The sequence below is a fragment of the Methanosphaera sp. WGK6 genome, from assembly GCF_001729965.1.
Classification (GTDB): domain Archaea; phylum Methanobacteriota; class Methanobacteria; order Methanobacteriales; family Methanobacteriaceae; genus Methanosphaera.
This window is the reverse complement of record NZ_JRWK01000001.1, coordinates 55,488-82,382: the sequence shown is the minus strand read 5'-3', so window position 1 is coordinate 82,382 and position 26,895 is coordinate 55,488. Positions and strand designations below refer to the sequence as shown.

Genomic DNA, 26,895 nt, shown 5'->3' with positions numbered 1-26,895 from the left:
TTAAGAACTATTCTAACCATTTAGATATATCTATATCCATCCCCATATCTGTCGAAATTGGCGTAACCACAGGTTTATTTAAAACACGTAATGTGTGAACATCATTTCCAATTTCATCTTCCCCTATTAAATCACCTACAATCCAATAATACGGATGTCCATAAGGATCGACTCTTTTTTCAACATCTGTTGAATACATTCTTTCAGCTAAATTTGCTTGAACAATATCATCAGATACAGGATTTACAGGTATATTTAAATTAAGCACACTAACTCCTTCAGGCATTCCATATTCTATTACTTTTTTAGCGAATTTTCTAAGTATTCTTTCAGCATTTGTAAAATCTATTTCCATTACACCATCTTTAAATTTTAAATCTTCCCTTATTACTTGTAATGACACTGCTATAGTTGGTATTTTAAAAGATGCTGCTTCAAAAGTTGCTCCTAACGTCCCAGAAGTTGTAATTGATTTTGATAAATTTTCTCCAAGATTAATACCTGATATTATTAAATCAGGTTCCTCATCCAATATACCTTTTGAACCTAATATAACACAATCAGTAGGCGTTCCTGTTACACTATACCCTTCAGAACCATCATTTAATTTCATTTTTGTAGCTCTTAATGGTTTCATTAATGTTATAGCATGACCTACACCACTTTGTTGTGTTACTGGTGCTACTATTGTTGTTTCTCCAAGATCTTTAACTGCATCTCTTGCAGCCAGTATCCCCTTAGACATTACTCCATCATCATTAGTTATTAAAATTTTCATGATAGTATATTTGATAATTATATCTTATTAATTTTTTAAATAGATAATATAAGAATAGTTAAATTATAATACATGAAATTATAAAATATAAATCAATACAAATAATATTTATTAATTTAGATAAATTATCATAAATAATAACGAGGGAGAAACTTTGGAAAAAGAACGATTAGTAGATTTTATTGCCACAATTATGGAAGATAGTGGTTTTAAAATTAAAAAGAATTATCAAGTAGCTAATCAAGTAATTGATATTTATGGAATTCTTGACACAACGGTAGGTAATGTTGGAGTTGTAGTTGCTTGTAAAAACTATGAAGAACCATGGAAAATAGGATTAGATGTTCTCAAAGATATGGAAAATGCAGCAAGAGCAACCAAATCATCAAAAATAATTATATTCACAACAAGTAGCTTTACACATGGAGCTGCAGTATATGCTCAGAAAAGAAACATGAAATTAGTGGATAGAAAAGGATTAATGAAAATAGCTAAAAATTATGCATCTAAACGAACTATTGTAACAGAACCTATTATTGATGAAGATGATTATGATTATGTTAATACAAAACCTGCTAGCTTAAATCCAAGAGGTAGTAATAATTCACATAACCCTTTTTCAGGACGAAAATCTAAATTAAATGATAGAAATACTAGGAATGATTATCAATACAATAATACTATAACAAGTAGACCTAGAAATTATTTGAAAACTAGCTCTAGAAGTGTACAGAATAATCTTCCTAATTTAAATGGAGTTTTAGACTTTTTTACTAATCACCATATGGTTTATTTAGTAGTACTTTTAGTCATTGCATCATTAGTATCATATTTATTTAATATAATTACATTAGGTCCATGGACAGGTTTAGGTAAGATTGTTACAAGTGCTATTATTTGTTTTGGTGGATTATTACTAGTAGATAGAAATTTATCCGATGTGTTATTCAATGGATTTATAATATTCTTTATTTCAATAATCATATCCATTGTAGTTTTAACTGTGTAATTCCAAGAAATTTCTCCTAAAAAAACCTTTTTTTACTACTTTTTTATTTTATACAACCAGTTTAGTAAATCAATAAATAATTTTTTTAAAATATCAAGCAAAATAGCTTTTTAAAATAAAATAATATAATAATTTTCTGAAAAATAGTCATTTTTAAATTGAATGGGCCGGAGGAGATTTGAACTCCTGATCCCCTCCTTGTAAGGGAGGTATCATACCCCTAGACCACCAGCCCATAAAAAAATCTGGTAATACTAATTATAATACTAAATTAAATTATTTAAATTAAATGGGCCGGAGGAGATTTGAACTCCTGATCCCCTCCTTGTAAGGGAGGTATCATACCCCTAGACCACCAGCCCATAAAAAAATCTAGTAGTTCTAATTAAAGTACTAATAATTATTTTATTAAAAGTAGTATATAAATATTTGGGTATATTTCATGAAAAGAACATTATTAATAAGTAACATAATCTTTTAATATAACAATACAGTTATAATAATAATATTACTATTAAAGAATTGGAGAAAAATAATGAATATAAAGATAACTTTACTTTGTCTTTTTGTTATTTTTTCTATAGGCACTATTAGTGCAGCAGAAGTGACATATGATGATGAAAGTGCTCCTTGTTATGCATGCAACTCTAGTGACTGTAATTGTTCAAATTCATGTTTATGCAAAAATCATGATTATAAAACTATAACAAAAAATGACAATAAAATAAGAAACAATGAAGGATGTTATTATTGTAATGAATCCTGCAACTGTGTAGATAGTTGTTCATGTAAACATTTAAGAGAAACATCTAATACATCCTCTTCAGAAAACACTATACTTAATTGGTGGAATAATTTCATAAACTATTTGAAAAATATAACTCATACAAATAATAATACAAATGAACATATAACTAACAATACAACCGAATTTAACAATACCACCAACAATAATACAACAGAACTTAATGATACAATAGATATTCAAAACACGTCAGAAGATACAGATACTGAAACTACTGAAGATAGTTCTAGTTCAAGTTATTCTGAAAATTCTGAAATCTCAAGTAGTTCATCTTCATATTCTAACTCACCTGCATAGACAAGAATAATCTTGTCTTATACTTTTTTTTAAAAAACTATACTGATTCATAATTCTTAAAATAAAGTTTATAATTAAACAATATACATATATTTAAAATATTTTAGATTAATTTATAAAATTTTATATCATGAAAAATAGATAAAATACTATTAAAAAAACTAGTGAAAATAATTATGAGTCATTCACCAAGATAATTAAAATAACTGAATAACAACAAAATCAACTTAAAACCTGCAATTAACATAAATCAACAAATTAAACTAAGTATTTCAATAATATATAGAATAAAATTATTTAAAAACAATACATAGAATTATAATAAAAAAGGTGGAAAAATAATTTAGACCATGTTAAAGGTTGTAATAATTGTGAATTTAGGTATTTATGCAGTGATTGTAGATTTTTAGAAGAAACTATTGCTTCTATAGTTTATCTCTAAACTTTTATACCATTATTTGAGATAGTTTCTAAGTTATTTTTTTGATATGGATGATTTATTTCTATCTAGTTTACTTTGTTGTATGGCTAGTCATTATCTTAAATTATAATTCATATGGTTTAAGTTTTTCGAAAAGAACTATGAAAAAATATTAAAATAGTTATATTATAACTTAGAAATATTATATTATATAAAAAAATTTAAAGGAACGAATAAAATGGCTTTTGATGAAACAGGAAAAATTTGGTTCAACGGAGACTTAGTAGATTGGAAAGATGCACAGATACATGTTATGTCTCACGTAGTTCACTATGGAAGTAGTGTATTTGAAGGTCTTAGATGTTATGATACAGAAAACGGACCAGCAGTATTTAGATTAAAAGATCATATGCAAAGATTAGAAAATTCAGCAAAGATATATAGAATGGATATTCCATATACTGTTGATGAATTATGTGAAGCTGTTAAAGATACAATTAATATAAACAACATACGTTCATGTTACATTAGACCTATTGTTTACAGAGGATACAAAGAACTTGGTGTATATCCATTAAACTGTCCATTAGATACTGTTATTGGAGTATGGGCATGGGGACAATATCTTGGAGAAGATGCATTAGAACAAGGGATTGATGTATGTACTTCATCTTGGAGAAAAATGGCACCCGACACTATGCCAAACCTTGCTAAAGCTGGATCAAACTACATGAATTCACAATTAGCTAAAATGGAAGCAACAGCTAACGGATACAAAGAAAGTATTATGTTAAATTACAATGGTGAAATTGGAGAAGGTTCCGGTGAAAACTTATTCTTAGTAGAAGATGATGTATTATACACACCAGATATCGGTTCATCTGTACTAAAAGGTATAACTAGAGATACTATTATAACTATTGCAAAAGACCTTGGTTATGAAGTAAGAGAAGAACGTATTCCTAGAGAAAGATTATACATTGCTGATGAAGTATTTTTCACTGGAACAGCTGCAGAATTATCTCCAATAAGATCTGTTGATAAAATTAAAATAGGTAAAGGAAAACGTGGAGCTGTAACTAAAAAAATACAAGATGCTTTATTTGACATATTAAACGGTAAAGTAGAAGATAAATATGGCTGGTTAGACTTTGTTTAGATAGAATATTATATTCTATTTTATTTTAACTTCTTTTTTGAGATTAATTTTTTATTATAGATTTTATTTTACAACATTATTTATACTACATATAACATATATTATGTAATATATTTTTTACATCATGAATTATTTAGAAATAGCTAAAGAATTTTTATTATTCATAAAACCATAAATATAATATAATAACTTAAAAAATAAGGTGATAACTTGCTAGACATAATTAGTGCAATTATTCTAGGAGCTGTACAAGGAATTAGTGAATTTTTACCAATCAGTAGTTCAGGACATCTTGTAATAATACCACACCTATTGGGTGTTGAAACAGGACTTGCCTTTGACACAATACTACACATAGGTACATTAGTTGCTATATTTACTTTCTTCTGGAATGATATTGTTAATATAATAAAGGGATTTATCATTAGTTTAATAAATCTTACAGAAGGAAAAGATAAATTTATAGAAGGCTTACAAAAAGTACCTGAAGAGAGATTTGCATGGTTAATTATAATTGCAACAATACCCACTGGAATTATGGGTGTATTATTTAAAGATGCAATTGAAACAATATTTAGAGGAACTGTATTTGTAGGTATTTTCTTAATAATTACAGGACTCATATTATATTACTCTGAAAGACATTCTTCAGGAAATATTACAGAAAAAAATATGTCCTTTAAACAAGCAATTATCATAGGTATTTGTCAAGGATTTGCAGTTCTTCCAGGTATATCCCGATCAGGTTCAACTATTGCATCAGGATTATGTCTTGGACTAAACAGAGAATATGCTGCTAGATATAGTTTCTTATTAAGTCTACCTTCAGTAATAGGTGCAGGTCTAATACAAGTAAAAGACATTGCAACAATTGATGCATCAATTACTGTTTTAATTGCAGGATTTGTATCTTCAGTAATATTTGGATACTTATCAATTAAATTACTTATGAAAATGATAGAAGGTTGGAGTTTAGACGTGTTTGCATACTATTGTTGGATAGTTGGAGCACTGACAACTATACTTTCAATAATTTTCATATAAACATTAAAAAAAGAGTTTTTTTAGAGGTATCTTCCTCTTTTTTCTATTTCATCTATTTTTTTAACTACATCATTACTATTATAACCATCCAAGAACCAGTTGAATAATTCTTCAGATTTTTCAGGAATAATTGTTGTTAATGACTTTTTAAATACTAATAAATCAGTACCTTTATCTTCAAGAAGATTACTGTATTTTCCCAATCCAAAATCAATAAATATAGAATTATTTTCTTTTATTAGAATATTAGCAGTTGTTAAATCCCCATGAATAATTCCACCATCATGCATTTTTGAAACCATTTCACCAATATTTTTAAATAATTTCTCCAAATCAGTATTTGAATCTAGAATTACATCATGTAACGGAGTTGCATCAATTTTTTCCATGATTATACTTTTATTAATTAAATCTATAGAGTAAATATAAGGAGTTCTTACACCATATTTCTTACAGTCTGCTAATAATTTTACCTCTTCTTTTGTTCTTTCAAGCCGTAGTTTTTCATCTATTTCACTAATTCTGTAATTCTTTTTAACCCTATTTTTTATAATTGCTTCTTTATTACCCCATTTAGACTCAATTATATCTGCTTCTGCACCCTTAAATGCAATATTACTTGGAAGATTTATATTGTGTTCAATTTTGTTTTTAATCCATGTTACTTCCACTTGGTCTGTCCTATATTTTGGATTAATATAACTATGTTCTATTCCTGTTTTTCCTGCTTCATATGAAAGTAATCCTAAACGTGCAATCATTGAACCATTATCTCCACAATACTTCATTGGTGGCATGTAAAAATCAACATAATGATCTTCACACATTACTTGTAGCATTTCACGTAGCTTACTATTTGCTGCAACTCCACCACATAATAATACTTCATCTTTACCTGTGTAACTTAATGCCCTTTCAGTTACTTCACAAAGCATTGCAAAACAAGTTTCTTGAAAACTATTACATATAATATCTAAGTCAACACCCTGATTATATTTTGTAATAGCACTAGTTAATATTCCAGAAAAGGATAAATCCATTCCTTTAACAACGTAAGGTAGTTTTATTGTTTTATCAGTGTTTCTTGCATGTTGTTCAACGATAGGACCTCCTGGATGACCTAATCCGATATCTCGTGAAAATTGGTCAAGACAATTCCCTATTGCTATATCTAATGTTTCACCAATAATTCTATACCTACCAGATTCATAACTGATAATTTGAGTATTTCCACCACTAGTATATAATGTAACAGGATCTTTTGCACCTGTTGTTAGTTTTCCTATTTCAACATGCCCAATACAATGATTTACACCAATTAAAGGTACACCAATATTTTGTGAAAGACTTCTTGCAGCTGTAGCTATTGTTCTTAATGCTGGTCCTAAACCAGGCCCCTTTGCAAAGGATACTAAATCAATATCATTTATTGATAAATTTGATTCTTCAAGTGCATCATTAATAAGAGGTACAATATGTTCTGCATGGAAGTTAGCTGCTTCTCTTGGATGAATACCTCCTGTTTCAGGATATAATTGGTCACCACATGTAGCAAGTATATTACCTTCAGAATCAACTATACCTATACCTGTTTTTTCAGCAGTTCCTTCAATTCCTAGACAAATCAAAAAAAGTTCTCTCCTATTCAATTTTAATTATAGTAATAATTCATAATCATTATTATATTTAAATACAATACTTAATAATACAATAAGATTTCTAATAAAAATATTATATTAGAAAAATTACCCTATAAAAAAACAAATTAAATACGTGAAAAATATGTACAAAAATATTAAAGTATTTGGATCAGATGAACAAATGAAAACAGTTGAAAGTATAGAAAATAGTGTATTTCTATGTGTATTATCAAATACAGCAATCTCCAAAATTCCACACTTAACTGGAGCTGGAGGACCTGAATTTACATCATACACCCCTGCTCTTGACGTGGAAGTTATTTTAAGAGACGAACCACTTACACTTCCAGAAATTGCTAGTACTGCAAGTGATGAATTATCAGCACCATCTCCAGCAATACTTACAAAATCTACAATAGATTTATTAAATGTACCTTTCATTCCAATTAATGCTGGATTAGAAATTATTCCTAAAGTACCATGTATTGATCTTCAAGGAACTCCTGGAGGAGATTTAAGAGAAGGAAAAGGTGTTGAAGATGCTGAAAGATTATTTATTAATGCAAAAGAAGTAGGTTCAACTATAAGTAAAATCACAGATCATATAATGATAGGAGAATCAACACCTGCAGGTACAACAACAACACAAGCAATTCTCACAGCATTAGGTTATGATGTTAGAAACAAAGTAAGTGGATGTATGACTACAAATCCACATGAATTAAAAAATAGTGTAGTAGATGCTACTCTTGAAAAAAATAATGTTAAACCAGGTGATCTTAAAGATGACCCATTTAAAGCAGCTGAAATTGCTGGTGATCCTACAATGGTTGCTGTTGCAGGTATTGTAATGGGTAGTGATGTACCTGTGACACTTGCTGGTGGTACTCAAATGGCTGCAGCATGTGGTATTATTAAAGCTTTAGATCCTGACTTTGATTTTAGCAGAATATGTGTAGCTACAACAGCATATGTTGCAAATGATGAAACATCCAACATATTAGATATATTTGGACAAATTTGTGATATTTCTATTTATGCTGCTGACCCTGAATTTGAAAAATCAACAGAAGAAGGATTAGTAAACTATACTAAAGGATGTATTAAAGAAGGAGTTGGTGCTGGAGGAGCAATGTTTTATGCATTCTTAAAAGGTATAAGTCCAGATGAATATAGAGAAAAAACAGAAGAACTAACAAGAGCTAACTTTGAATAAACCTCTTTTATTTCTTTTTTATAAGGATATATTTAATCAAATAAACCTACACAAAAAGTATCATGTATAACTAATATACCTATTACCATGAAAGTAACATTTATTACTGGTAACGAACATAAAGTTAAAGAGGCAAGAGGTATTTTTGAAAAATTTGGTATTGAAGTTAACCATGAAAATCCAGGTTATCCTGAAGTTCAAGGTTCAATAGAAGAAGTAGCTGCATTTGGTGCAAAATATGTTGCTAATTTACTTCAAAAACCAGTTATAGTAGATGATACTGGCTTGTTTATAAGAGCCCTTAATGATTTTCCAGGAACATATTCATCTTATGTTCAGGATACTATAACCAATAAGGGAATTTTAAAATTATTAGAAGATGAACAAGACAGATATGCTGAATTCAGGTCATGTATTGGTTACTGTGCACCCAATTGTGAACCCAAGACTTTTTTTAGGCACTGTCTCTGGTGAAATTTTATCAGAAGAAAAAGGTAATAATGGATTTGCATACGATCCACTCTTTTATGTTGAAAAATATGATAAAACATATGGAGAGCTTACCACTGATGAAAAAAATGAATGTTCACATAGAAGAATATCTATGGAAAAATTTGCTAAATGGTATTCTGAAGAGTGAATAATTTATTAAAAATTATTATATTATATAAATAAAAAAATATTTTTTTAAATATAATATAAACTACTTTATAAAATTTATATGGAGAATTAAAATATGGCAAACGCACCTGAATGGGTAGAACAAACCTCAGAAGAAATTGAAGAATTAATCGTAAAATTACACAAAGAAGGACAAAGTACAAGTCAAATTGGTATCACATTAAGAGACCAATATGGAATTCCAAGTACAAAAACAGTAGTTGGAGAAAAAATCACAGACATCCTTAAAAGAAATGGAACAGACTTTGAATATCCTGAAGATTTATTAAACTTAATCAAAAGAGCAGTAAACATAAGAGAACACCTCGAAGAAAATCCAAAAGATATTCACTCCAAAAGAGGATTAATTAAAATTGAATCTAAAATCAGAAGATTAGTAAGATACTACACAGCAAACAATGTTCTTCCTGAAGGATGGAGATATGATCCAAAAACAGCAGCTTTACTTGTTAAATAGAGCTGATGAAGCTTGTGATCTTCTTAGATCACATATTGAAAAACAGCACGTTGTGAGAATTATCTCTCACAATGATGCTGATGGACTAACTTCTGCTGGAATTTTTGCTAATGCAATAAGAAAAGCAGGAGGAAGATTCCATGTTACAATATTACCACGTCTTAGAGACAGTAATGTTAAAGAACTTAACAAATCACGATATAAACTATTTATTTTCTCAGATATGGGAAGTGGAAATTTAGAAAGTATTTCAAAACTTAAAGGTGATGTTATTATTGCAGATCACCATCAAGTTCCAGAAGGTGTTGACCCTGAAATACAATCTGATAATAAACAAATGATTCACGTAAATCCTCATATATTTAATATTGATGGAACCAAAGATGTTAGTGGTTCTGGACTTTCATATTTATCAGTACATGGTTATGAATACTATGAACTAGCAGGACTTGCATTAACAGGTGCATATGGTGATATGCAGTTTAAAAATGGTCCAACTGGAATAAATAAACTAATTTTAGATGAAGCAGTAGAAAATAAGACTATGGAAGTTAAAGATGATTTAAAACTTGCATATTCAAATACCCAGCCAGTATCTAAAGCAATTACATATACATATACTCCAGTTCTTAAAGGATTATCTGGAAATGTAGAAGAAACTAATACTTTCCTAGATGAACATGATATCCCTAAAGATAAATTATTAAGTCAATTATCACAAGAAGAATATGAAACTCTTAAAAATGAGCTCATCTCCATAAATGATGAAATATATGGTGAAACTTATACTATTCCTAATATAAGAAGAGAATTAACAAATATTGAAGAATATGCTAATTTATTAAATGCATGTGGTAAAAATAAAGAATATACTGCAGCATTAAGTATTCAATTAGGAAAATATAATCAAATGGATTATGCAGAATCATTATTATCTAAGTACAGTAGTAGTATGCAAAATGGAATTGAATGGATAAAAAGAGAAGGTAGTATTCAAGAAGAAAATATCCAATATATTTACACTGAAGATAAGGAGCAGAAAAAAGTAGCTGCTGCTGTAAGTAGTATTGGTATTGAATTAGGCATATTACCAGATAAACCTATATTAAGTCTTATGAAGATGGATAATCTTATTAAAGTATCTTCAAGAACCACCGATAATATGATTGAAAAAGGAGTGAATCTTGGTGTTATAATGAACCAAGCATCACAAAATTTTAATGGAAGTGGTGGAGGACATAATATAGCAGCTGGTGCAACAATACCTGCTAACCAAATGGATAATTTTATTCATTTAGTTGATGAAATGGTTGATTATCAAATAAATAATAATTAATAAGGAAGTTAAGTGGTGAATATGCAGCTTACGAAATATGAAGAAGATATGTATAATGGTGAATATGGAGAAGGTAAAGCTGAAAGTATGGAAATATTAGTAAGCTTAGGAAAGATATATGATGCTGAAAAAATGATTCCTATTACTTCAGCACAAGTATCTGGAGTTTCTTATAAAACCATTGGAGATGCAGGATTAGATTTTGTAGTTGATTTAGGTAAAAAAGCAGATGTAACCTTGGAAACTATGTTAAATCCAGCTGGTGTAGATATTGAAAACTGGAAAGAATTAGGTTTCAGTGAAGAATTTACTGAAAAACAAATTAAAATCATAGAAGGTTATGAAAGTATTGGTGTTATGAGTACATGTACATGTACACCATACCTTATAGGAAATGCTCCTATGCTTAATGAACATGTTGCATGGTCTGAATCATCTGCAGTGTGTTATGTTAATAGTGTTATTGGAGCTAGAACTAACCGTGAAGGTGGACCAAGTGCATTACTTGCAGCTATAGTTGGTCGAACACCTTATTATGGAAATCATATCCCTGAAAATAGAACTGCAGACATAATTTTTGATGTGGATTATGATTTTACAACGGAGGCTGAAATTGGAGCACTAGGTTATCATGTTGGACAAATAGTTAATGATAAAAAACCATACTTTAAGCTTAATAATAATCCTGGAAGAAATAATCTTAAATTATTAGGAGCTGCACTTGCTTCTAGTGGTGCTGTTAGTTTATATCATGTTGAAAATATTACTCCTGAAGCTAATTTTGCTAAAAGTCAGGATTCATTTGAAGAACTTGAAGTAGTAAGTCTTGAAAAATCTGATATAATAGATACAATTGAAAAACTAAGTACAACTGATAAAACACCAGATTTAGTCTGTTTAGGATGTCCTCATGCATCTATTACTGAAATACAAAAAGTAGCTCAACTTATTAAAGGTAAAAAACTTAACAAAGATTTATGGATTTGTACATCAAAAGCTATTAAATCAATAAGTGAACAATGTGGTTATCTTGATATTATAGAAGCTGCTGGAGGAAAAATAGTTTCAGATACTTGTATGGTAGTAGCACCCGTGGAAGAACTTAATTACGATGTTATTGGTGTTAATTCAGCGAAAGCAGCAAATTATGTACCAAATATGGGTAATTTAGATGTTGTGTATGATACTGTTGAAAACCTTATTGATATGATAACATGAATTAATATAAAAACTACTTCACCACCCTTTCTTATTTAACTTTTTTAAAACATTTGTTCATTTATAGTATACTTAATAATAATTTAAAACAAAAAGAATAATAGCATGAATAATTGGATAGAACATGAATATATAAATAAAGAAACTATAGAAGGCAGAGTTTATCAGCAAAGTCTTGCTATGAGTGTGCTTAATAAAGGAAATACTATGATTATAGCACCTACAGCTATGGGTAAAACTGTAGTAGCAGCATTAATTTCTGCTGAAAGACTTAAAAATTTTAAAGATAGTAAAATTCTCATATTAGCTCCAAGTAAACCACTGACATTACAACATGAACGTAGTTTTAATGAATTTCTAAATACATCCATTGCAAGTCTAACAGGAAATGATAAGCCAAGTGATAGAAAAAAACTATGGGAAGAAAACCAAGTGATATGTGCTACTCCTCAAACTATTGAATCAGATATAATTTCTAGAGAATATGATTTTAAAGATGTATCACTTATAGTCTTTGATGAATGTCATCATGCAGTTGGATCTTATTCTTATGTATATATTGCTCAAAAATATGTACAACAGGCAAAAAATCAATTAATATTAGGTTTAACTGCTAGTCCTGGATGGGAAGAAAAGAAAATTAAAGAAGTTTCACGTAATATTTATGTTAATGAGATAATAATTAAAAGTGAAGAGGATCCTGATGTTGCTCCTTATTTTAAACAAGTAGAAACAAAATGGATAAAAGTAAAGCTTAATAAGGAACTTCAGGAAATTAAAGATTTAATTAATGAAACCTTGAAAATGAGGCTTAGAACTCTGAAAAAATTAGGTATTATTGATTCTATTGCTAAACCATCAAAGAGAGAAATTTTAGTAGAACAAGCTAGATTACAACAGAAAATTGCATCAAGTAGTATGCCTAAAAAAGAATATTTTACAGGAGTTTCTATATTAACAGAAGTTATTAACATAATGCATTCACAGGAATTACTTGAAACACAAACTATTACAACATTAAATAATTATTTTAATAAACTAGAAAAAAAGAAAACAAAAGCTGCAAAATCACTGAAAAATGATTATAAATTTAATAAAGCAGTTATGCTAACTAGGAAATATGTTGAAAAAGGAATTGATCATCCTAAAATGACACGTTTAATAGAGTTAGTTAATCAAATTCTTAAAGAAAATCCTAATAATAAAATAATAGTATTTAGTCAATTTAGAGATACTACTAAGAGTATTTATGGTAAATTTAAAGAAAATGATATAAAATCATTGCGTTTTTATGGTCAAGCCTCAAGAGATAATGATAAAGGATTAAGTCAAAAGAAACAAATTGAAACTATTGATGCATTTAAAAATGAAGATTATAATGTATTAATATCAACGAGTGTAGCTGAAGAAGGAATTGATATACCTTCAGTAGATTATGTTATATTATATGAACCTGTTCCATCAGAAATAAGGATGATTCAAAGAAAAGGAAGAACAGGACGTAAACATCAAGGTGAAATGTTTATATTAATGACTAAAGGAACATTAGATGAATCATATTATTGGTCTAGTCAAAGAAAAGAAAGAGCTATGAAAAATAACATTTATAATTCATATAAAAAAAATCATTACACTCTTGATAACTATGTTGCAGCAAAAGAAGATGTTACCTCATATAACTTAAATACTGAAACAACAGATGAAGATGCTGAAGCTGTAATTTATGTTGATTATAGAGAGAAAAATTCAAATATTTTACGTGAATTAGATAAGATAAAATGTGAAATTAAAGTAAAAAGTATGACTATTGGTGATTATCAAATAACTGATGATATTATTATTGAAAGAAAAACTGTTGAAGATTTTAGTAAATCAATAACAGATAAAAGATTATACCAGCAAGCTAAAGAATTAGCTAGTAATTGTAGTAAACCCTTAATGATAATCGAAGGAGAAAACATTTATCATTCATTCCTTCACCCAAATGCTATAAGAGGAGCACTTGCATCTATAGCACTTGACTTTAAAATACCAATTATTCAAACTCAAAGTGAAACTGATACTGCATTTATGCTAAAAAGAATTGCATTAAGAGAACAAGATAAAGATAATAAAAAACCAGTGAGTATAAGAACACAATCAAAACCAGTTACATTACCAGAACAACAATTATTTATAACAGAAAGTCTACCAGGAATAGGACCAGTATCTGCAAAAAGCTTACTGAACCACTTTAAAACTGTAAAAAACATAGTTAATGCTTCAAAAAATGAATTAAAAGAAGTTGAAGGTATTGGTGAAAAAACTGCAACAAATATTATTGATGTAACACAACGAGAATTTAAAGAACAATAAATAGAGAAGGGAAATGAATTGTCTGATTCTAAATTTATATTAAATAATTCAAAACACAATATGAAAGTACTTAGCACTATTCAAAATGAACTACATACCTGTGATGAATTTTATATAAGTGTAGCTTTCATTACAGAAAGTGGTATAACTCCTCTTCTTCAAAATTTAAAGGAATTAGAATCTAATAACATAAAAGGTAAAATATTAACAACCGATTACTTATTTTTTAGTGAACCTAATGCACTTAGACGATTAAATAAATTAAACAATATTGAAGTTAAATTATATTCTGTTAATGAAAAAAAATATGGATTTCACACAAAAGGATACATATTCAGAAAAAAAGATGAATATAATATATTAATTGGAAGTTCTAATCTTACACAAAACGCATTAACTATTAATAAAGAATGGAATCTTTTAACATCCACCAGTTCAAGTGAAGATTTAAATAAAGAAATTATTAAAGAATTTAATGAATATTGGGAAGATGCATTTGAATTAAATGAATGTATTGATGAATATAGTAAATTATATGAAGAAAATTTAGAAATACAGATGAAATCTTGGATTAAACCCGCACCTCCCAAATTTAAACCAAATAATATGCAGAAACAATTCATTATAAATTTAAAAAAAATAATTGAAAAGGGACATAAAAGAGGATTACTTATTAGTGCAACAGGAACTGGTAAAACATTTGCTTCCGCATTTGGTTTGAAAAGTATTAATCCTAAAAGAATTTTATTTCTAGTTCACCGTGAACAAATCGCAAAACAAGCTATGGAAACCTATGAAAGAATATTCAGTGATAAAAATATGGGTTTATTATCAGGAAATGAGAAGAATTATTATTCAGATTTCCTATTTAGTACTGTTCAGATGATGTCAAAGGAAGAAGTTTACTCTAAATATGATAAAAACTATTTTGATTATATTATCATTGATGAAGTTCATCGTGCTGGAGCTAAAAGTTATCAAAAAATAATGAATTATTTCACTCCAAAATTCTACCTAGGAATGACAGCATCACCAGATAGATCAGATGAAATTGATATTTATGAATTATTTAATCATAATATTATCTACGAAATACGATTGAAAGATGCATTAGAAGAAGATATGCTTTGCAGTTTTAATTATTTTGGAATTACAGATGAAGCTGTAGATGTTAATGATATATCAGATACTAGAATAAACAATATAATTGAAAATATAGAATATTATGGTTACAATGGAAAACGTGTGAAAGGATTAGTTTTTTGTAATAATAAAATTAATGCAAAAATATTATCAGATGAATTTAACAAAAGAGGGTATAAGACTATTAGTTTAACTGGTGATTCAAGTCAAAATGAACGAGAAGAAGCCATTGATAGACTTGTATCAGATGAACACGTAGATTATCTTGATTATATATTTACTGTAGATATATTCAATGAAGGTGTGGATATTAAAGAAATTAATCAGATTGTAATGCTTCGTGAAACTGAATCAAGTATAATCTTTATTCAACAATTAGGTAGAGGTCTTAGAAAGCATGAAGACAAAGATTATGTTGTTGTACTTGATTTTATTGGAAATTATAAAAATAATTTCATGATACCTGTCGCATTATCTGATGATACAACCTATGATAAAGATTATCTTCGTAAATTCATGATTAATAGAAATAACTTATTAATTGGTAGTTCTACTATTAATTTTGACAAAATATCTGAAGAAAGAATATATAACTCAATAAATAAAGCTAAATTTAATAATTTGAATTTTATAAGAACAGAATATTTGAAACTCAAACACAAACTAGGTCATATACCAACATTGTATGATTTTTATAAATATAATCAATTAGATCCAATTTTTATAATAGATTGTATGAATCATTTAAATTCATTGAAAACTAATAAAACCTATCCTTTTTTAGTTGCAAAAATAGATTCAGACTATAAATATACATTTAATGATTGTGAATCATTATATATCCAATTTATAACTCAAAAAATAGTTAATAGTAAAAGACCTCATGAATTACTTATATTACAAATAATTATTAACAATAATACACTCGAAATAGATGATTTTGAAAAAATATTAAGTGAAAAATATAATATTGTAAAGGATATGAATACCATAAAAAGTGCATTGAGAATTCTAAATAAATCATTTTACAAACCAAGAGAATACACTATGTATCAGACAGTAGAATTAATTAATCAGAACAAGAACACTATTCAAATAGCAGATAAATTCAAGAAATTATTAAAAAATAATGAATTTAATGATAATATACATGATTTAATACAATTAGGATTAAAAAAATATGAAAAACAATACAATGAATTTAGAGATAACATGCATTTCAAGTTATATGAAAAATATTCGAGAGCTGAAATAGCAAAACTATTGAATTGGCCAGAAAAAGATGCTATTTATGGTTATGTTATAAAAGAAAATATTAATAATGAAAAAACATGTCCTTTCTGTGTTACTTATGATAAAACAGAAAATGATAGTGAAAGCACCAGATATGTAAATAAATTCTATGATAATGAAACATTAAGTTGGATGGCGACAAGTTCTCGAACATTTGAATCTAAAGATGTTAAAGAAATTTTAAATTATGAAGAAAATAATATGAAATTCTATTTATTTATGAAAAAAAATAATGATGAAGGAAAAGATTTCTACTACTTAGGTCCAATTATACCTACAGAACCCACAGAGACTAAAGTAAAAATTAAAAATGGTGTTGTTAAAGATACTGTTAATTTTAAATTAAAATTAAAATATCCTGTACGTGAAGACATGTATGAATATTTTATAAAATAATTTAAGAATAAAAAAATTAGATAAAATAATAAGATTTATTAATCAATATAATATCAAGGGATAAAATATGAAGATAATAGTAGACAAGAAAAACAGGAAATATATAGTACAGGACAAAGAATTCCATACAGAAAAAGGAGTTATACCTGAAGAAGATATAATTAATGCTAAAGTAGGTGATGTTCTTGAAACTCATATGGGTAAGAAATATACTGTAATAGAACCAAATATTAATGATTATATTGATTTAATGAAAAGAAAATGTTCTATTATATTGCCCCAAGATCTTGGATTAGTTATAGGTTTTACAGGTATAGGTTATGGTAGTAAAATTGTAGAATCAGGTACTGGTGCTGGAAGTAGTCTACTATTCTTTGCAAATATTGTAGGTCCAAAAGGTCATGTTTCAAGTTATGAAATAAGAGAAGATTTTGTTAAAATAATTCAAGAAAATATTGAAGGTACTGATTTTGAGAATATAACATTATATAATCAAGATGTTACAGAAGGTTTTAAAGAAGAAGATAACTCTATAGACTTAGTTTTCCTTGATTTACCAAAACCAGGTGATGTTATTGAAGATAGTTATAGAATTCTTAAAACAGGTGGTTTTATAGCTGTTTATACGCCATATGTGGAACAATTTCAAATTGTTAATAAAATATTAGGTAAAACAGGTTTTAAACATATAACAATCAGAGAAGGTAATGTGAGAGAACTTGAAATTAAAAATAATAAAACAAGACCAAATAGTAGAATGGCTGGTCATACAGGCTATATTACATTTGCAAGAAAATTATAATGAAAAAATCTGAAAAAGGGGAATAGTATGAGTTTTAGTTTAAAAAATATAATATCAATAAGAGACTTTAAAAAAAGCGATGTGGATTATATATTAAAACTTGCTGAAGAAATGGAACCTATAGCAAGATCAGAACAAGTTTCTCATAAAAAGGATGGGAAATTATTAGGTGTAATGTTTTATGAACCATCAACACGTACTAGATTATCATTTGAAACTGCAATGAAACGATTAGGTGGAGATGTTGTTGGATTTAATCAGAAACAAGGTACAAGTGTTCAGAAAGGAGAAGTTCTTTATGATACAGCACAAATTATTTCACAATATTCTGATGCTATAGTTTTAAGACATGATATGGAAGGTGCTGCCAGATTCATATCAAATAAAGTAGATATTCCTGTTATAAATGCTGGTGATGGAGCAGGTCAACATCCAACACAAACTTTACTTGATTTATATACTATAAAAAGAACTAGAGGAGATTTATCTAATTTAAAAATAGCATTAGTAGGTGATTTGAAGTATGGACGTACAGTTCATAGTTTAGTATATGCATTAGCAATGTTTAAAGCAGAAATTGTATTTATTTCTCCTAAAGAATTACAAATGCCACCAGAAATTCTTAAAGATTTAGAAAAATTAAATTGTAAATTCACAATTAAAGAATCATTACTTGAAAATATTGAAGATGTTGATGTTATATATATGACTAGAATTCAGAAAGAAAGATTCCCAGACCCTAAAGAATACTTAAAAGTAAAAGGAAGATATGCATTAACTGCTAAAAATTTAGAGAATTCTAATAGTATCCTTATGCATCCACTACCTAGAGTTGATGAAATTAGCTTTGATGTGGATAACCTTAGTAATGCTATGTATTTTAAGCAAGCATTTTATGGTGTACCAATAAGAATGGCACTACTTGATTCTATTATAAAATAGGTGATTATATGAATAACATGAAATCAACAGTATATAATATAGAAAACATAGTTGACTATCAAGAAAAAGCAGTTGTAAGTAAAGAAATTATTAAAAAAGAAACAGGTACAATAACAATCTTTGCATTTGATAAAGATGAAGGGCTTTCTGAACATACAGCCCCTTTTGATGCTATGGTTCAGGTAATAGAAGGAATATTAGAAATAAAAATAGATGGTAACTTAAACATACTTAACAAAGGAGATATGATTATAATGCCAGCAAATATTCCACATGCATTATATGCAACTGAAAAAGTTAAAATGATTTTAAGTATGATAAAATCATAAAAACTTCTTTTTTTAGAAACTTGAAAAAATCAAGAAGATATATTTCAAGTGTAAATTTAATTATTCACTGATACTGCTATTGTTACCCCATTATATGCTGTTTTTTTAAAGATTAAATGTGAATTTTCACCATTACTTATTAAACAAACCGGTTCACAAACTCCTTTTACTCCAAATTGTTTCATAACAAAATCAGATTTAGAGCATTCATCATTTTGATAATTTTTTATAGAATCCATGGAAATTATTTTTAATTCTTTGTTAAATAATTTCATATTATCCAGAATTCCTTGTTCATTAGCTTTTACATCTGCTGTTGCAAAAAAAATCTATACGATTCACAGGAATTTCAAGTAAATTACATGCTTCTAAAATAGCATGATTAACTTTTTCACTTGCAATATTCCTTCTTGCACCTATTCCCATAACTAATGATTTAGGTTTTAATATAACATCATGTCCATTTATTGATGAACGGATTACATCTATTTTATCATCAATATGAATATTATAAGAATTTTCAATATCTTTTGATAAAATAAAAGAAAATTTAGAAGGTAAATATAAATCAACTAGTTTATTATCCACTAACGCTTTATTGATAAATTTAATATTTTTATGATTTTCTAGAGAACAGTAAAAACGTTTTGCTATTGAATCAATACCTATTTTATTATTAACATCAGTAGATGTTGTTATTACAGGTGTTGAATTAATTATAGAAGCTATTTTTAGAGTTAAATCATTTGCTCCACCAAAATGACCACTTAATAAACTTATTGTGAAATTAGCATTATCATCAATAAGTAAAACAGCAGGATCAGATAATTTTGAATTAACATGAGGTGCTATAGAACGTATCATAATACCTGAAGCCATAATCCCAATTATACAATCAAATTCATTGAAAATATTTTTTACTGTCTCTTTAACATTTTTATGGTATTGTTCTACATATAATATCAAAGGATTATTATTTAAAGAATTATATAATTTATCTGAAATTAATTTTCCTTGATTTGTTACTGATAAAATTGCTATTTTCATTATTAATCACCTATAAATTTACATTAAAAATAATAAACCTATGAAGTATATTATAAAAATGGTTATTATGAATAAAATTGATGTTACCTTAGTTATATTAATTGCTTCAGTTATTTTTTCACCATTTAATTCATCAGTTCCATAACCTAACTCATAAACACCTTCTTTAGTTAAAGTAATGTTTAAAGCTCCGGCTGTTGCTGCCATAGAATAACCACTATTAGGACTTGGTGTTTTTAGAGCAAATTCTTTCATGATAAAGTATGATTGTTTGTAATCATATCTTAAAAGAAATGCTGCAAGTATTATATAATAACCAGTTATTCGTGCAGGAATATAATTTAATACATCATCTAATTTTGCTGGATAACGTCCAATATTAATTAATTCTTTTGTTTTATAACCTAACATTGCATCCATGGTATTTGAAACTCTATATATTACAGCTATTGGAATTGCAATAATCATTGAAAATGGAAAAGCAAAAACTGCTGTATAAAATAAAGGTGCAGTTATACTATCAGTTATATTTTCAGATAATGTTTCAATTGCAGCAGAAGTTATGCGAGATTCTGTTAATTCTTCTGTATTTCTACTTACAAGATATGACATTGATTTTCGTGCTTTATTTATATCAGTAGCAAGATCTTTTTGAATATCTCTAACAGATTTTATTAGGAAATTAATTGAAAATGTTGTTGATAAAATCAAAGAAGCTACAATTATATATACCCAAATATTCACAAACAAGGATAGTATTATAATGAAAAAGGTTATTGTTGTAAATACAAAGTTTGTTGTTAAAATAATTAATAAACCTGAAAACCTTGTTGGAGGTAAATAATTTTTTAACTTTGAAATAACATTTCCCATATAAATTACTGGATGTATTTTATTTGGAACTTCGCCTAAAAGTAAATCTATTAAAACGGATAACCATATTATGGAAATACCATAAATTAAATTTTCATATATCATTATTATTATATTATTTTTTTAAAATTAATATAATAGACATAGATTTCAAGTGTAACAGAAGTCATGTCTGAAAAAAATGAATAAGTGAGACATAGATTTCAAGTGTAATTTTTTTTTGTCAAGAAAAAAATTAAACAGTAAGAGGTATATTTCAAGTGTAAAAAAAATATTAAGAAAAAATAGAATATATAGACATAAATTTCAAGTGTAAAAAAAAATTTTCTGAAAAGATAAAAAAAAAGTAATGGTAAATTTCAAGTGTAAAAAAAATATAAAAAATTAAAAAAGTATTACTATAATACTTTAAAGTATTTTTGTATTACTTATTTTGATAAAATTTTTGATAAAAAAAATTTTAATTAAATAAATTTAAATTAAAAATAAATATTTATTATTTATTTATTTATTATATTATTATATTATTATTATTTATTTATTATATTATTATTATATTATTATTTTATTATTATTTTATTATTATTTTATTATTATTTTATTATTTTATCTATTTTTTTTATTTAATTTAAATTTTAAAGAATATTTAAAAAGTTATTCTTAAAATAAAGAGTTTTTTACACTAGCAAAACATCTCTTTTTCAAAAAATTTTAGGGGGTATCCCTTTTAAGTTACACTTGCAACAGAGGTCTCTCTCTCTAAACCTTTTTATACTTTAATATAGAAATATTAAATTAATAATTTTACACTTGAATTTCTAGTATTACAAATCTATTTATACTTGAAAATCAACTTATGTAAAGGTGATTATATGAACATTTTCCAAGAACTCAACGAAAGAAAAACAATATTCAAAACAAAAAAATACTTAGATCATCGTTTTATACCAGAAACTTTACCTCACAGGGATGAAAAAATAGAATCCATAGCTAAATACTGGGTTGAAGCATTAAATAAAATAACACCTCCTGATGTTACAATTTATGGAAAAACTGGAACTGGAAAAACAGCTGTAACATTATATGCTAAAAAACAACTAGAAGAAATTGCTGCTAAAAAAAATCTTAATATTCGTATTGAATATATTCGTTGTACTGATTATAATACTGAATATCAAATTCTAGCACGATTATGTCAACAACTTGGAAAACCCGTACCTTATAGAGGTTGGACTAAAGCAGAAGTTGTTAATACATTTAGAAATTTATTTAAAAAGAACATTCTTGGTGAAGATTTAATCTTAATAGTTATTTTAGATGAAATTGATGTTATCTTAAAAAATGATGGAGATAATATTCTATACACCTTAACACGTACTGATAATGTGGCTATAACTTCTATTAGTAATTATGTGGATTTTAAACGTTTCATTAAACCAAAAGTAAAAAGTAGTTTACGTGATAGAGAAATTGTATTTCCACCATACAATGCTCAACAACTAATTGATATTCTTAGAGAACGTTCAAATGTATCCTTCCATGAAGGTGCTATATCTGATGGAGTAATTGGATTATGTTCTGCATTAGCTGCAAAAGAAGAAGGAGATGCACGATATGCTCTTGATTTACTTAAAACTTCTGGAGAAATTGCAGATGAAAAAGGTGTTGATGTTATAGAAGAAGGTTTTGTTAAAGAAGCAAAAGATCGTATTGAACATAATAAAATTATCGATGTTGTAATGACATTACCTATTCAACAACAAAAAGTACTTGAGGCAATCACATATCTTACTCAAAAACATGAAGAAATTACATCTGGCTTATTATATGATGTTTATCAAGATTTAGCTAAGAATGATAAAGTATCTTATAGAAGACTTTTTGATTTTATTAATGAATTAGAAATGCTTGGATTAATATCTGCAAATACTATTTCTAGAGGACGAGGTAAAGGAAGAACTAATATTATTACCTTACAATGTGATGTTGATTTAATTGATAAAGCATTAATCTACAAAGATTAATTTGTTATTACTTATTTTTTTTTATTTTTATTTCTTTTTACACTTGAAATATATGACTTAAAATTTTTCATAATATTTACATTTGAAATACTTCTTTCAATTTTTTGACAATGTAAAAAATTATGTGGTTTCGGTGTGAATGAAAGTTTACACTTGAAATGATTCAACTTCTTTTTTTCATAGAATTCGTATGAAAATTTTTATTATAATCATTTTGTTTTATTTTAAAATTATTTTTTAAGGTTATTTTTGTATAATATTCTTTTATAGTTTACATTGGAAATAGTTCTCTTCTGATTTTTCTTAAAATTAGAAAATAAAATAGTAAAGTTGATATAAGACGAGGAACTTATATTTAAACATGTATCCAACTAAACAAAGCTCCTTTAATAGTATATTTGTCGATAAACAACTTAAACTTTACAATTTTTTTGAAGAGTTAAATAAAAATAGTTTTTCATACACTTATTTTTACAATTGATAGACCCTTTTATCATAAAAAAGTAATTACATTATTTAAACAAGAGCATGTTTTTTTTGTATTGAATGTTCATCAAAAAAAAGTTATTAAAAAATGGATTTATTACAAGAAATTTAATTTTATTAAATAAAGGAAAAGAAAAATGTAAAATTCAAATATATGAATGTAAACATTGTGGTAAAACATTCAACACAGATTTAACAGGATTTATTGATGAAAATAAAAATATAACTAAACTATTACTTGAAAAAATACTAAAATTATTTGTAATATATGGATCTAGCATCTATAAAATCCATTATTACCTAAAACAAGAATATAACATTGAAATACCACATCAAAGTATAGAAAATACCCATAATAAACTATAAAAAAGAAACTAAATGAAATACTAGACAATAAAGAAGACGTACCACAAGCAATCAAAGATATAATCATAGATTTCATAAGACCATACTTATCTAACTTAACTTATGCACTTGAAAATAAAAATATAGAAAAAACAAGTAATAAAATAGAAAATATGTTCCAAAAACTATTTTCAAAACACATAAAAGAAGAATGAAATCACAAAAAGGAATTTTAAGTAGATTCCAACTGAGAATTGATTATTAGGAAGAAAAACATGGAATAAAATAACGACCCACATAACTTTTGACAGAGCCATTTTTATATATTATTAATAATATAATTATTATAACAGACTTTATAAAAATTAAATATAATTATTTAAGAACAAATATTATCTTTCGTTTATCATAAAGATAATTGAATATTACATTTATTATTTAACAAAATTTTTTTAAATAGAATTTATTTAGGGAGTGTAATTATGAGTGACATAATGAATAATGAACAAATATTTGGAAATTGTATTGAAATTTTATCACAAATTATCAATGATACAAGTGTACCAAGAAATATAAGAAAAGCAGCAGAAGATTCAACAACTCTTTTAGGTAAAGATGAAGAACCAACCATAAAAGCAAGTACTGTTATATCTATTTTAGATGATATAAGTAATGATCCAAACATACCAATTCATGCTAGAATTCTTGTTTGGAACATTTTAAGTGAACTTGAATCAGTTAAAGATTAAGTACATGGGTAATATATTGAGTTTTAGCTATACCTTCTACATATTCACATAGAAGAGTAGCTTCATCAATATCTTTTCCAACTCCAATTAAACCATGATTTTTTAGTAGAATACAATCATCTTCTATAAGAGCATCACTAGCATGTTCAGCTAATTTTTTACTACCTGGTGGATAATAATCAACTTCTGTAATATATTCTCCAGTAATTTCACCAAAGCCTTCTTGTTGACGTAATTTTCTTTTACTAAATGCAAATGCAGTAGCATATGGTGAATGAATATGGACTACACTTTTAACATCTAATCTTTTTTTATATACACCTGTATGTAAACTAGTTTCCATTGAAGGAACTCTATTTTCACTTGAAACATATGTTAAATCATTTATATTAACTTTAATAACATCTTCATACTTTAAACTTTTAAAATCAGTACCTGATGCTGTAATATAAATATAGTTTTTACTTTCATCAATAATACTAATGTTTCCTGCTTTACCTATAATCATATTTTTATTATAAATATGATGAGCAGTATTAACTATTTTTTCTATAATTTTATTATCCATCTTTTCACGTCCTTATTCATTGAAATTTAACATTTGGAATGTACCCTGATTTAACACTGGAACTTGTCCACATGTTGGTACAATATTATATATTTTCTGGAATTCTGTTTGTTTCTGGAATGTTCCTGAATTAAGCATATGAACACCTTTATATTTTACATGTGAATTAATATGAACGTGTCCTGTATGAAGTACATCTGGAACTTCATCAATTACAAGATAATCCTCAAATTCACTTGCAAGAGGTGTTCTTTCACCATAAATAGGTGCAAGATGTCTTTTTTCAAGTAATAATCTCATTATTTTATCTGTATCAGCATGAGTATAATTATTTAATGCCATTACAATATCATCAAAACTTCTACCATGATACACTTGAACTTTAATATTATCTAAGTTAACAACTGATGGATTACTTACCATTTCAATATTTTTCTGGTTACATAAATCTTTAGCATATTTTTCCGTTAATGCAGGTTGAGGTTCTGCAAGTCTAGTTGCATCGTGGTTACCTGGTGATAAGATTATAGGAATGTCAGTAATATCTCCTAGTAATCTTCCTGCTTCTTCATATTGTTGATATATATCTTTAATTTTCAATTCTTTTTCTTGATTTGGATATATTCCAATACCATCAACTAGATCTCCACCAATAACTAAGTATTTAACATCATTTGCTAAATCTTGTTGTTTTTCATTTCCATAATTACCATTAAGCCATTTAATGAATTTATTGAATGCTTGTTCATCAAATTGTTTACTTCCAATATGAACATCTGAAATAAATACTATTGAAAAATCCATTTCTTTATCAATAGGTCTTCTTTGAATTCCTGGATGAACAATTTCATCTGCTCTTATGAGATTTCCATTAGTACTTCCACTAACACCAATAACTTCATCTTTAACTATTGTTTGACTACTATTTATTAAATCTTCATTATCTTTTAGAACAATTACACTTCCTGTTCCTGTGGGATCCTCTATTTCAATTATTTTATGTCCATTCTTTGTATTATTTATACTGTTAACAATACCAATAGTATGAAGATTATCTATATTTGTTTTCGTTGTTTTAAGTTCATTGATTTTTTTAAATTCGGGATTTTCTTGTATGATTTTTTTTAGTTTTTCATATCTGCTGTTAAAATATTTATTCAAATCCTGAATATCTCCATCTGTATATGATTTATTAGTTACATCCATTACAATTTCATATGGTGTTTCTTGATTTGCTCTTATTTCTCTTGTTTTAGGATTTTCTATAATAGCTTCATGAATACGTGCTCTTTCTTGTTCTTGATAATTTCTTATAGTTTGAGTAGTTATGATGTACTGATCATTTTCATTTTCTTCTAAATATTCTATTAATTCATTTATTAAATAATCATAATCATCATGACCTTTTATTTCAGCATATGCATTATTATTTAATAAAATTTCTGCTTTTTGAAATTTCTTAATTATATTCTTTGACATTAG

At 26.9% G+C, this 26,895-nt stretch carries 23 protein-coding genes, 2 tRNA genes and 1 pseudogene; 17 read left to right on the top strand and 9 right to left on the bottom strand.

The window, feature by feature from the left end:
* Positions 1–7: 7 nt before the first annotated feature.
* Positions 8–778 carry a 5'/3'-nucleotidase SurE gene (gene surE, locus NL43_RS00425; RefSeq protein ID WP_069591999.1) on the bottom strand — a complete coding sequence of 257 codons (771 nt, stop codon included), beginning with the start codon at positions 776–778 and terminating at the stop codon, positions 8–10.
* 154 nt (positions 779–932) lie between these two features.
* Here surE and NL43_RS00420 point away from each other — a divergent pair, with 154 nt between their 5' ends.
* A complete protein-coding gene (locus tag NL43_RS00420) occupies positions 933–1,787 on the top strand; it encodes a restriction endonuclease (RefSeq protein WP_069591998.1) in 855 nt (284 codons plus the stop codon).
* 163 nt (positions 1,788–1,950) lie between these two features.
* Here NL43_RS00420 and NL43_RS00415 read toward each other — a convergent pair.
* Positions 1,951–2,022 (bottom strand) — tRNA-Val (locus NL43_RS00415).
* Positions 2,023–2,077: 55 nt separating this feature from the next.
* Positions 2,078–2,149: transfer RNA gene (locus NL43_RS00410), tRNA-Val, on the bottom strand.
* 173 nt (positions 2,150–2,322) lie between these two features.
* Here NL43_RS00410 and NL43_RS00405 point away from each other — a divergent pair.
* The 3 genes from NL43_RS00405 (at position 2,323) to NL43_RS00395 (ending at position 5,513) form a co-directional block, all read left to right on the top strand.
* Positions 2,323–2,889, top strand: coding sequence for a hypothetical protein (locus NL43_RS00405; protein WP_069591997.1), 567 nt, complete (start codon positions 2,323–2,325; stop codon positions 2,887–2,889).
* 659 nt (positions 2,890–3,548) lie between these two features.
* On the top strand, positions 3,549–4,469 hold the full coding sequence (locus tag NL43_RS00400) for a branched-chain amino acid transaminase (protein ID WP_069591996.1): 921 nt from the start codon (positions 3,549–3,551) through the stop codon (positions 4,467–4,469).
* 210 nt (positions 4,470–4,679) lie between these two features.
* Complete coding sequence (locus NL43_RS00395) at positions 4,680–5,513, top strand: undecaprenyl-diphosphate phosphatase (protein ID WP_069591995.1); 834 nt, start codon at positions 4,680–4,682, stop codon at positions 5,511–5,513.
* A gap of 20 nt (positions 5,514–5,533) precedes the next feature.
* On the opposite strand, the gene NL43_RS00390 is transcribed toward NL43_RS00395, so the two are convergent.
* Entirely contained in the window at positions 5,534–7,141 is a 1,608-nt protein-coding gene (locus tag NL43_RS00390; RefSeq protein ID WP_069591994.1) for a bifunctional N(6)-L-threonylcarbamoyladenine synthase/serine/threonine protein kinase, read from the bottom strand.
* 154 nt (positions 7,142–7,295) lie between these two features.
* On the opposite strand from NL43_RS00390, the gene cobT reads away from it, so the two are divergent.
* The 10 genes and pseudogenes from cobT to NL43_RS00340 all read left to right on the top strand — a co-directional run bounded on the left by cobT (position 7,296) and on the right by NL43_RS00340 (position 19,321).
* Positions 7,296–8,369: a nicotinate mononucleotide-dependent phosphoribosyltransferase CobT gene (gene cobT / locus NL43_RS00385; RefSeq protein ID WP_069591993.1), complete on the top strand. Its 1,074-nt coding sequence runs from the start codon at positions 7,296–7,298 to the stop codon at positions 8,367–8,369.
* An 87-nt stretch (positions 8,370–8,456) separates the two neighbouring features.
* A pseudogene (locus tag NL43_RS00380) lies at positions 8,457–9,009 on the top strand (XTP/dITP diphosphatase).
* Positions 9,010–9,105: 96 nt separating this feature from the next.
* Positions 9,106–9,507, top strand: a complete 402-nt coding sequence (locus NL43_RS00375; protein WP_069591992.1) for a 30S ribosomal protein S15 — start codon at positions 9,106–9,108, stop codon at positions 9,505–9,507.
* A complete protein-coding gene (locus NL43_RS00370) occupies positions 9,473–10,843 on the top strand; it encodes a DHH family phosphoesterase (RefSeq protein WP_069591991.1) in 1,371 nt (456 codons plus the stop codon). Before NL43_RS00375 ends, NL43_RS00370 begins: the two co-directional genes overlap by 35 nt.
* 21 nt (positions 10,844–10,864) lie before the next feature.
* Complete coding sequence (locus NL43_RS00365; RefSeq protein WP_305791257.1) at positions 10,865–12,061, top strand: aconitase X catalytic domain-containing protein; 1,197 nt, start codon at positions 10,865–10,867, stop codon at positions 12,059–12,061.
* A 105-nt stretch (positions 12,062–12,166) separates the two neighbouring features.
* Positions 12,167–14,416: a DEAD/DEAH box helicase gene (locus tag NL43_RS00360; RefSeq protein ID WP_069591989.1), complete on the top strand. Its 2,250-nt coding sequence runs from the start codon at positions 12,167–12,169 to the stop codon at positions 14,414–14,416.
* Positions 14,417–14,434: 18 nt separating this feature from the next.
* Positions 14,435–17,248 carry a DUF3427 domain-containing protein gene (locus NL43_RS00355; protein ID WP_069591988.1) on the top strand — a complete coding sequence of 938 codons (2,814 nt, stop codon included), beginning with the start codon at positions 14,435–14,437 and terminating at the stop codon, positions 17,246–17,248.
* Between the two features lie 67 nt (positions 17,249–17,315).
* The gene (locus NL43_RS00350; protein WP_069591987.1) at positions 17,316–18,050 is read left to right on the top strand and encodes a tRNA (adenine-N1)-methyltransferase; all 735 of its coding nucleotides are present in this window, start codon (positions 17,316–17,318) and stop codon (positions 18,048–18,050) included.
* Between the two features lie 27 nt (positions 18,051–18,077).
* Positions 18,078–18,992: an aspartate carbamoyltransferase gene (pyrB, locus tag NL43_RS00345; protein WP_069591986.1), complete on the top strand. Its 915-nt coding sequence runs from the start codon at positions 18,078–18,080 to the stop codon at positions 18,990–18,992.
* Positions 18,993–19,000: 8 nt separating this feature from the next.
* Positions 19,001–19,321 carry a cupin domain-containing protein gene (locus NL43_RS00340; protein ID WP_069591985.1) on the top strand — a complete coding sequence of 107 codons (321 nt, stop codon included), beginning with the start codon at positions 19,001–19,003 and terminating at the stop codon, positions 19,319–19,321.
* A gap of 56 nt (positions 19,322–19,377) precedes the next feature.
* On the opposite strand, the gene NL43_RS08110 is transcribed toward NL43_RS00340, so the two are convergent.
* The 3 genes from NL43_RS08110 to NL43_RS00330 are packed head-to-tail and all read right to left on the bottom strand — an operon-like array spanning position 19,378 to position 21,346.
* A complete protein-coding gene (locus NL43_RS08110) occupies positions 19,378–19,596 on the bottom strand; it encodes a cobalamin biosynthesis protein (protein ID WP_241776190.1) in 219 nt (72 codons plus the stop codon).
* Between the two features lie 22 nt (positions 19,597–19,618).
* On the bottom strand, positions 19,619–20,368 hold the full coding sequence (locus tag NL43_RS00335) for a cobalt-precorrin 5A hydrolase (RefSeq protein WP_084790299.1): 750 nt from the start codon (positions 20,366–20,368) through the stop codon (positions 19,619–19,621).
* An 18-nt stretch (positions 20,369–20,386) separates the two neighbouring features.
* Positions 20,387–21,346 (bottom strand): cobalamin biosynthesis protein, encoded by a 960-nt coding sequence (locus tag NL43_RS00330; RefSeq protein WP_069591984.1) that lies wholly within the window; start codon positions 21,344–21,346, stop codon positions 20,387–20,389.
* A 767-nt stretch (positions 21,347–22,113) separates the two neighbouring features.
* On the opposite strand from NL43_RS00330, the gene NL43_RS00325 reads away from it, so the two are divergent.
* From NL43_RS00325 to NL43_RS00315, 3 genes are all read left to right on the top strand, one after another.
* Entirely contained in the window at positions 22,114–23,265 is a 1,152-nt protein-coding gene (locus NL43_RS00325; protein WP_069591983.1) for a Cdc6/Cdc18 family protein, read from the top strand.
* Between the two features lie 546 nt (positions 23,266–23,811).
* Positions 23,812–24,117, top strand: coding sequence for a hypothetical protein (locus NL43_RS00320; protein ID WP_069591982.1), 306 nt, complete (start codon positions 23,812–23,814; stop codon positions 24,115–24,117).
* Positions 24,118–24,578: 461 nt separating this feature from the next.
* Complete coding sequence (locus NL43_RS00315; RefSeq protein ID WP_084790298.1) at positions 24,579–24,845, top strand: UPF0147 family protein; 267 nt, start codon at positions 24,579–24,581, stop codon at positions 24,843–24,845.
* On the opposite strand, the gene NL43_RS00310 is transcribed toward NL43_RS00315, so the two are convergent.
* Both NL43_RS00310 and NL43_RS00305 read right to left on the bottom strand, forming a co-directional pair.
* Positions 24,835–25,413, bottom strand: a complete 579-nt coding sequence (locus NL43_RS00310; protein ID WP_069591981.1) for a class II aldolase/adducin family protein — start codon at positions 25,411–25,413, stop codon at positions 24,835–24,837. The two genes, NL43_RS00315 and NL43_RS00310, sit on opposite strands and share 11 nt — an antisense overlap.
* A 12-nt stretch (positions 25,414–25,425) precedes the next feature.
* Positions 25,426–26,892 carry a DNA-directed DNA polymerase II small subunit gene (locus tag NL43_RS00305; RefSeq protein ID WP_069591980.1) on the bottom strand — a complete coding sequence of 489 codons (1,467 nt, stop codon included), beginning with the start codon at positions 26,890–26,892 and terminating at the stop codon, positions 25,426–25,428.
* Positions 26,893–26,895: the final 3 nt, after the last annotated feature.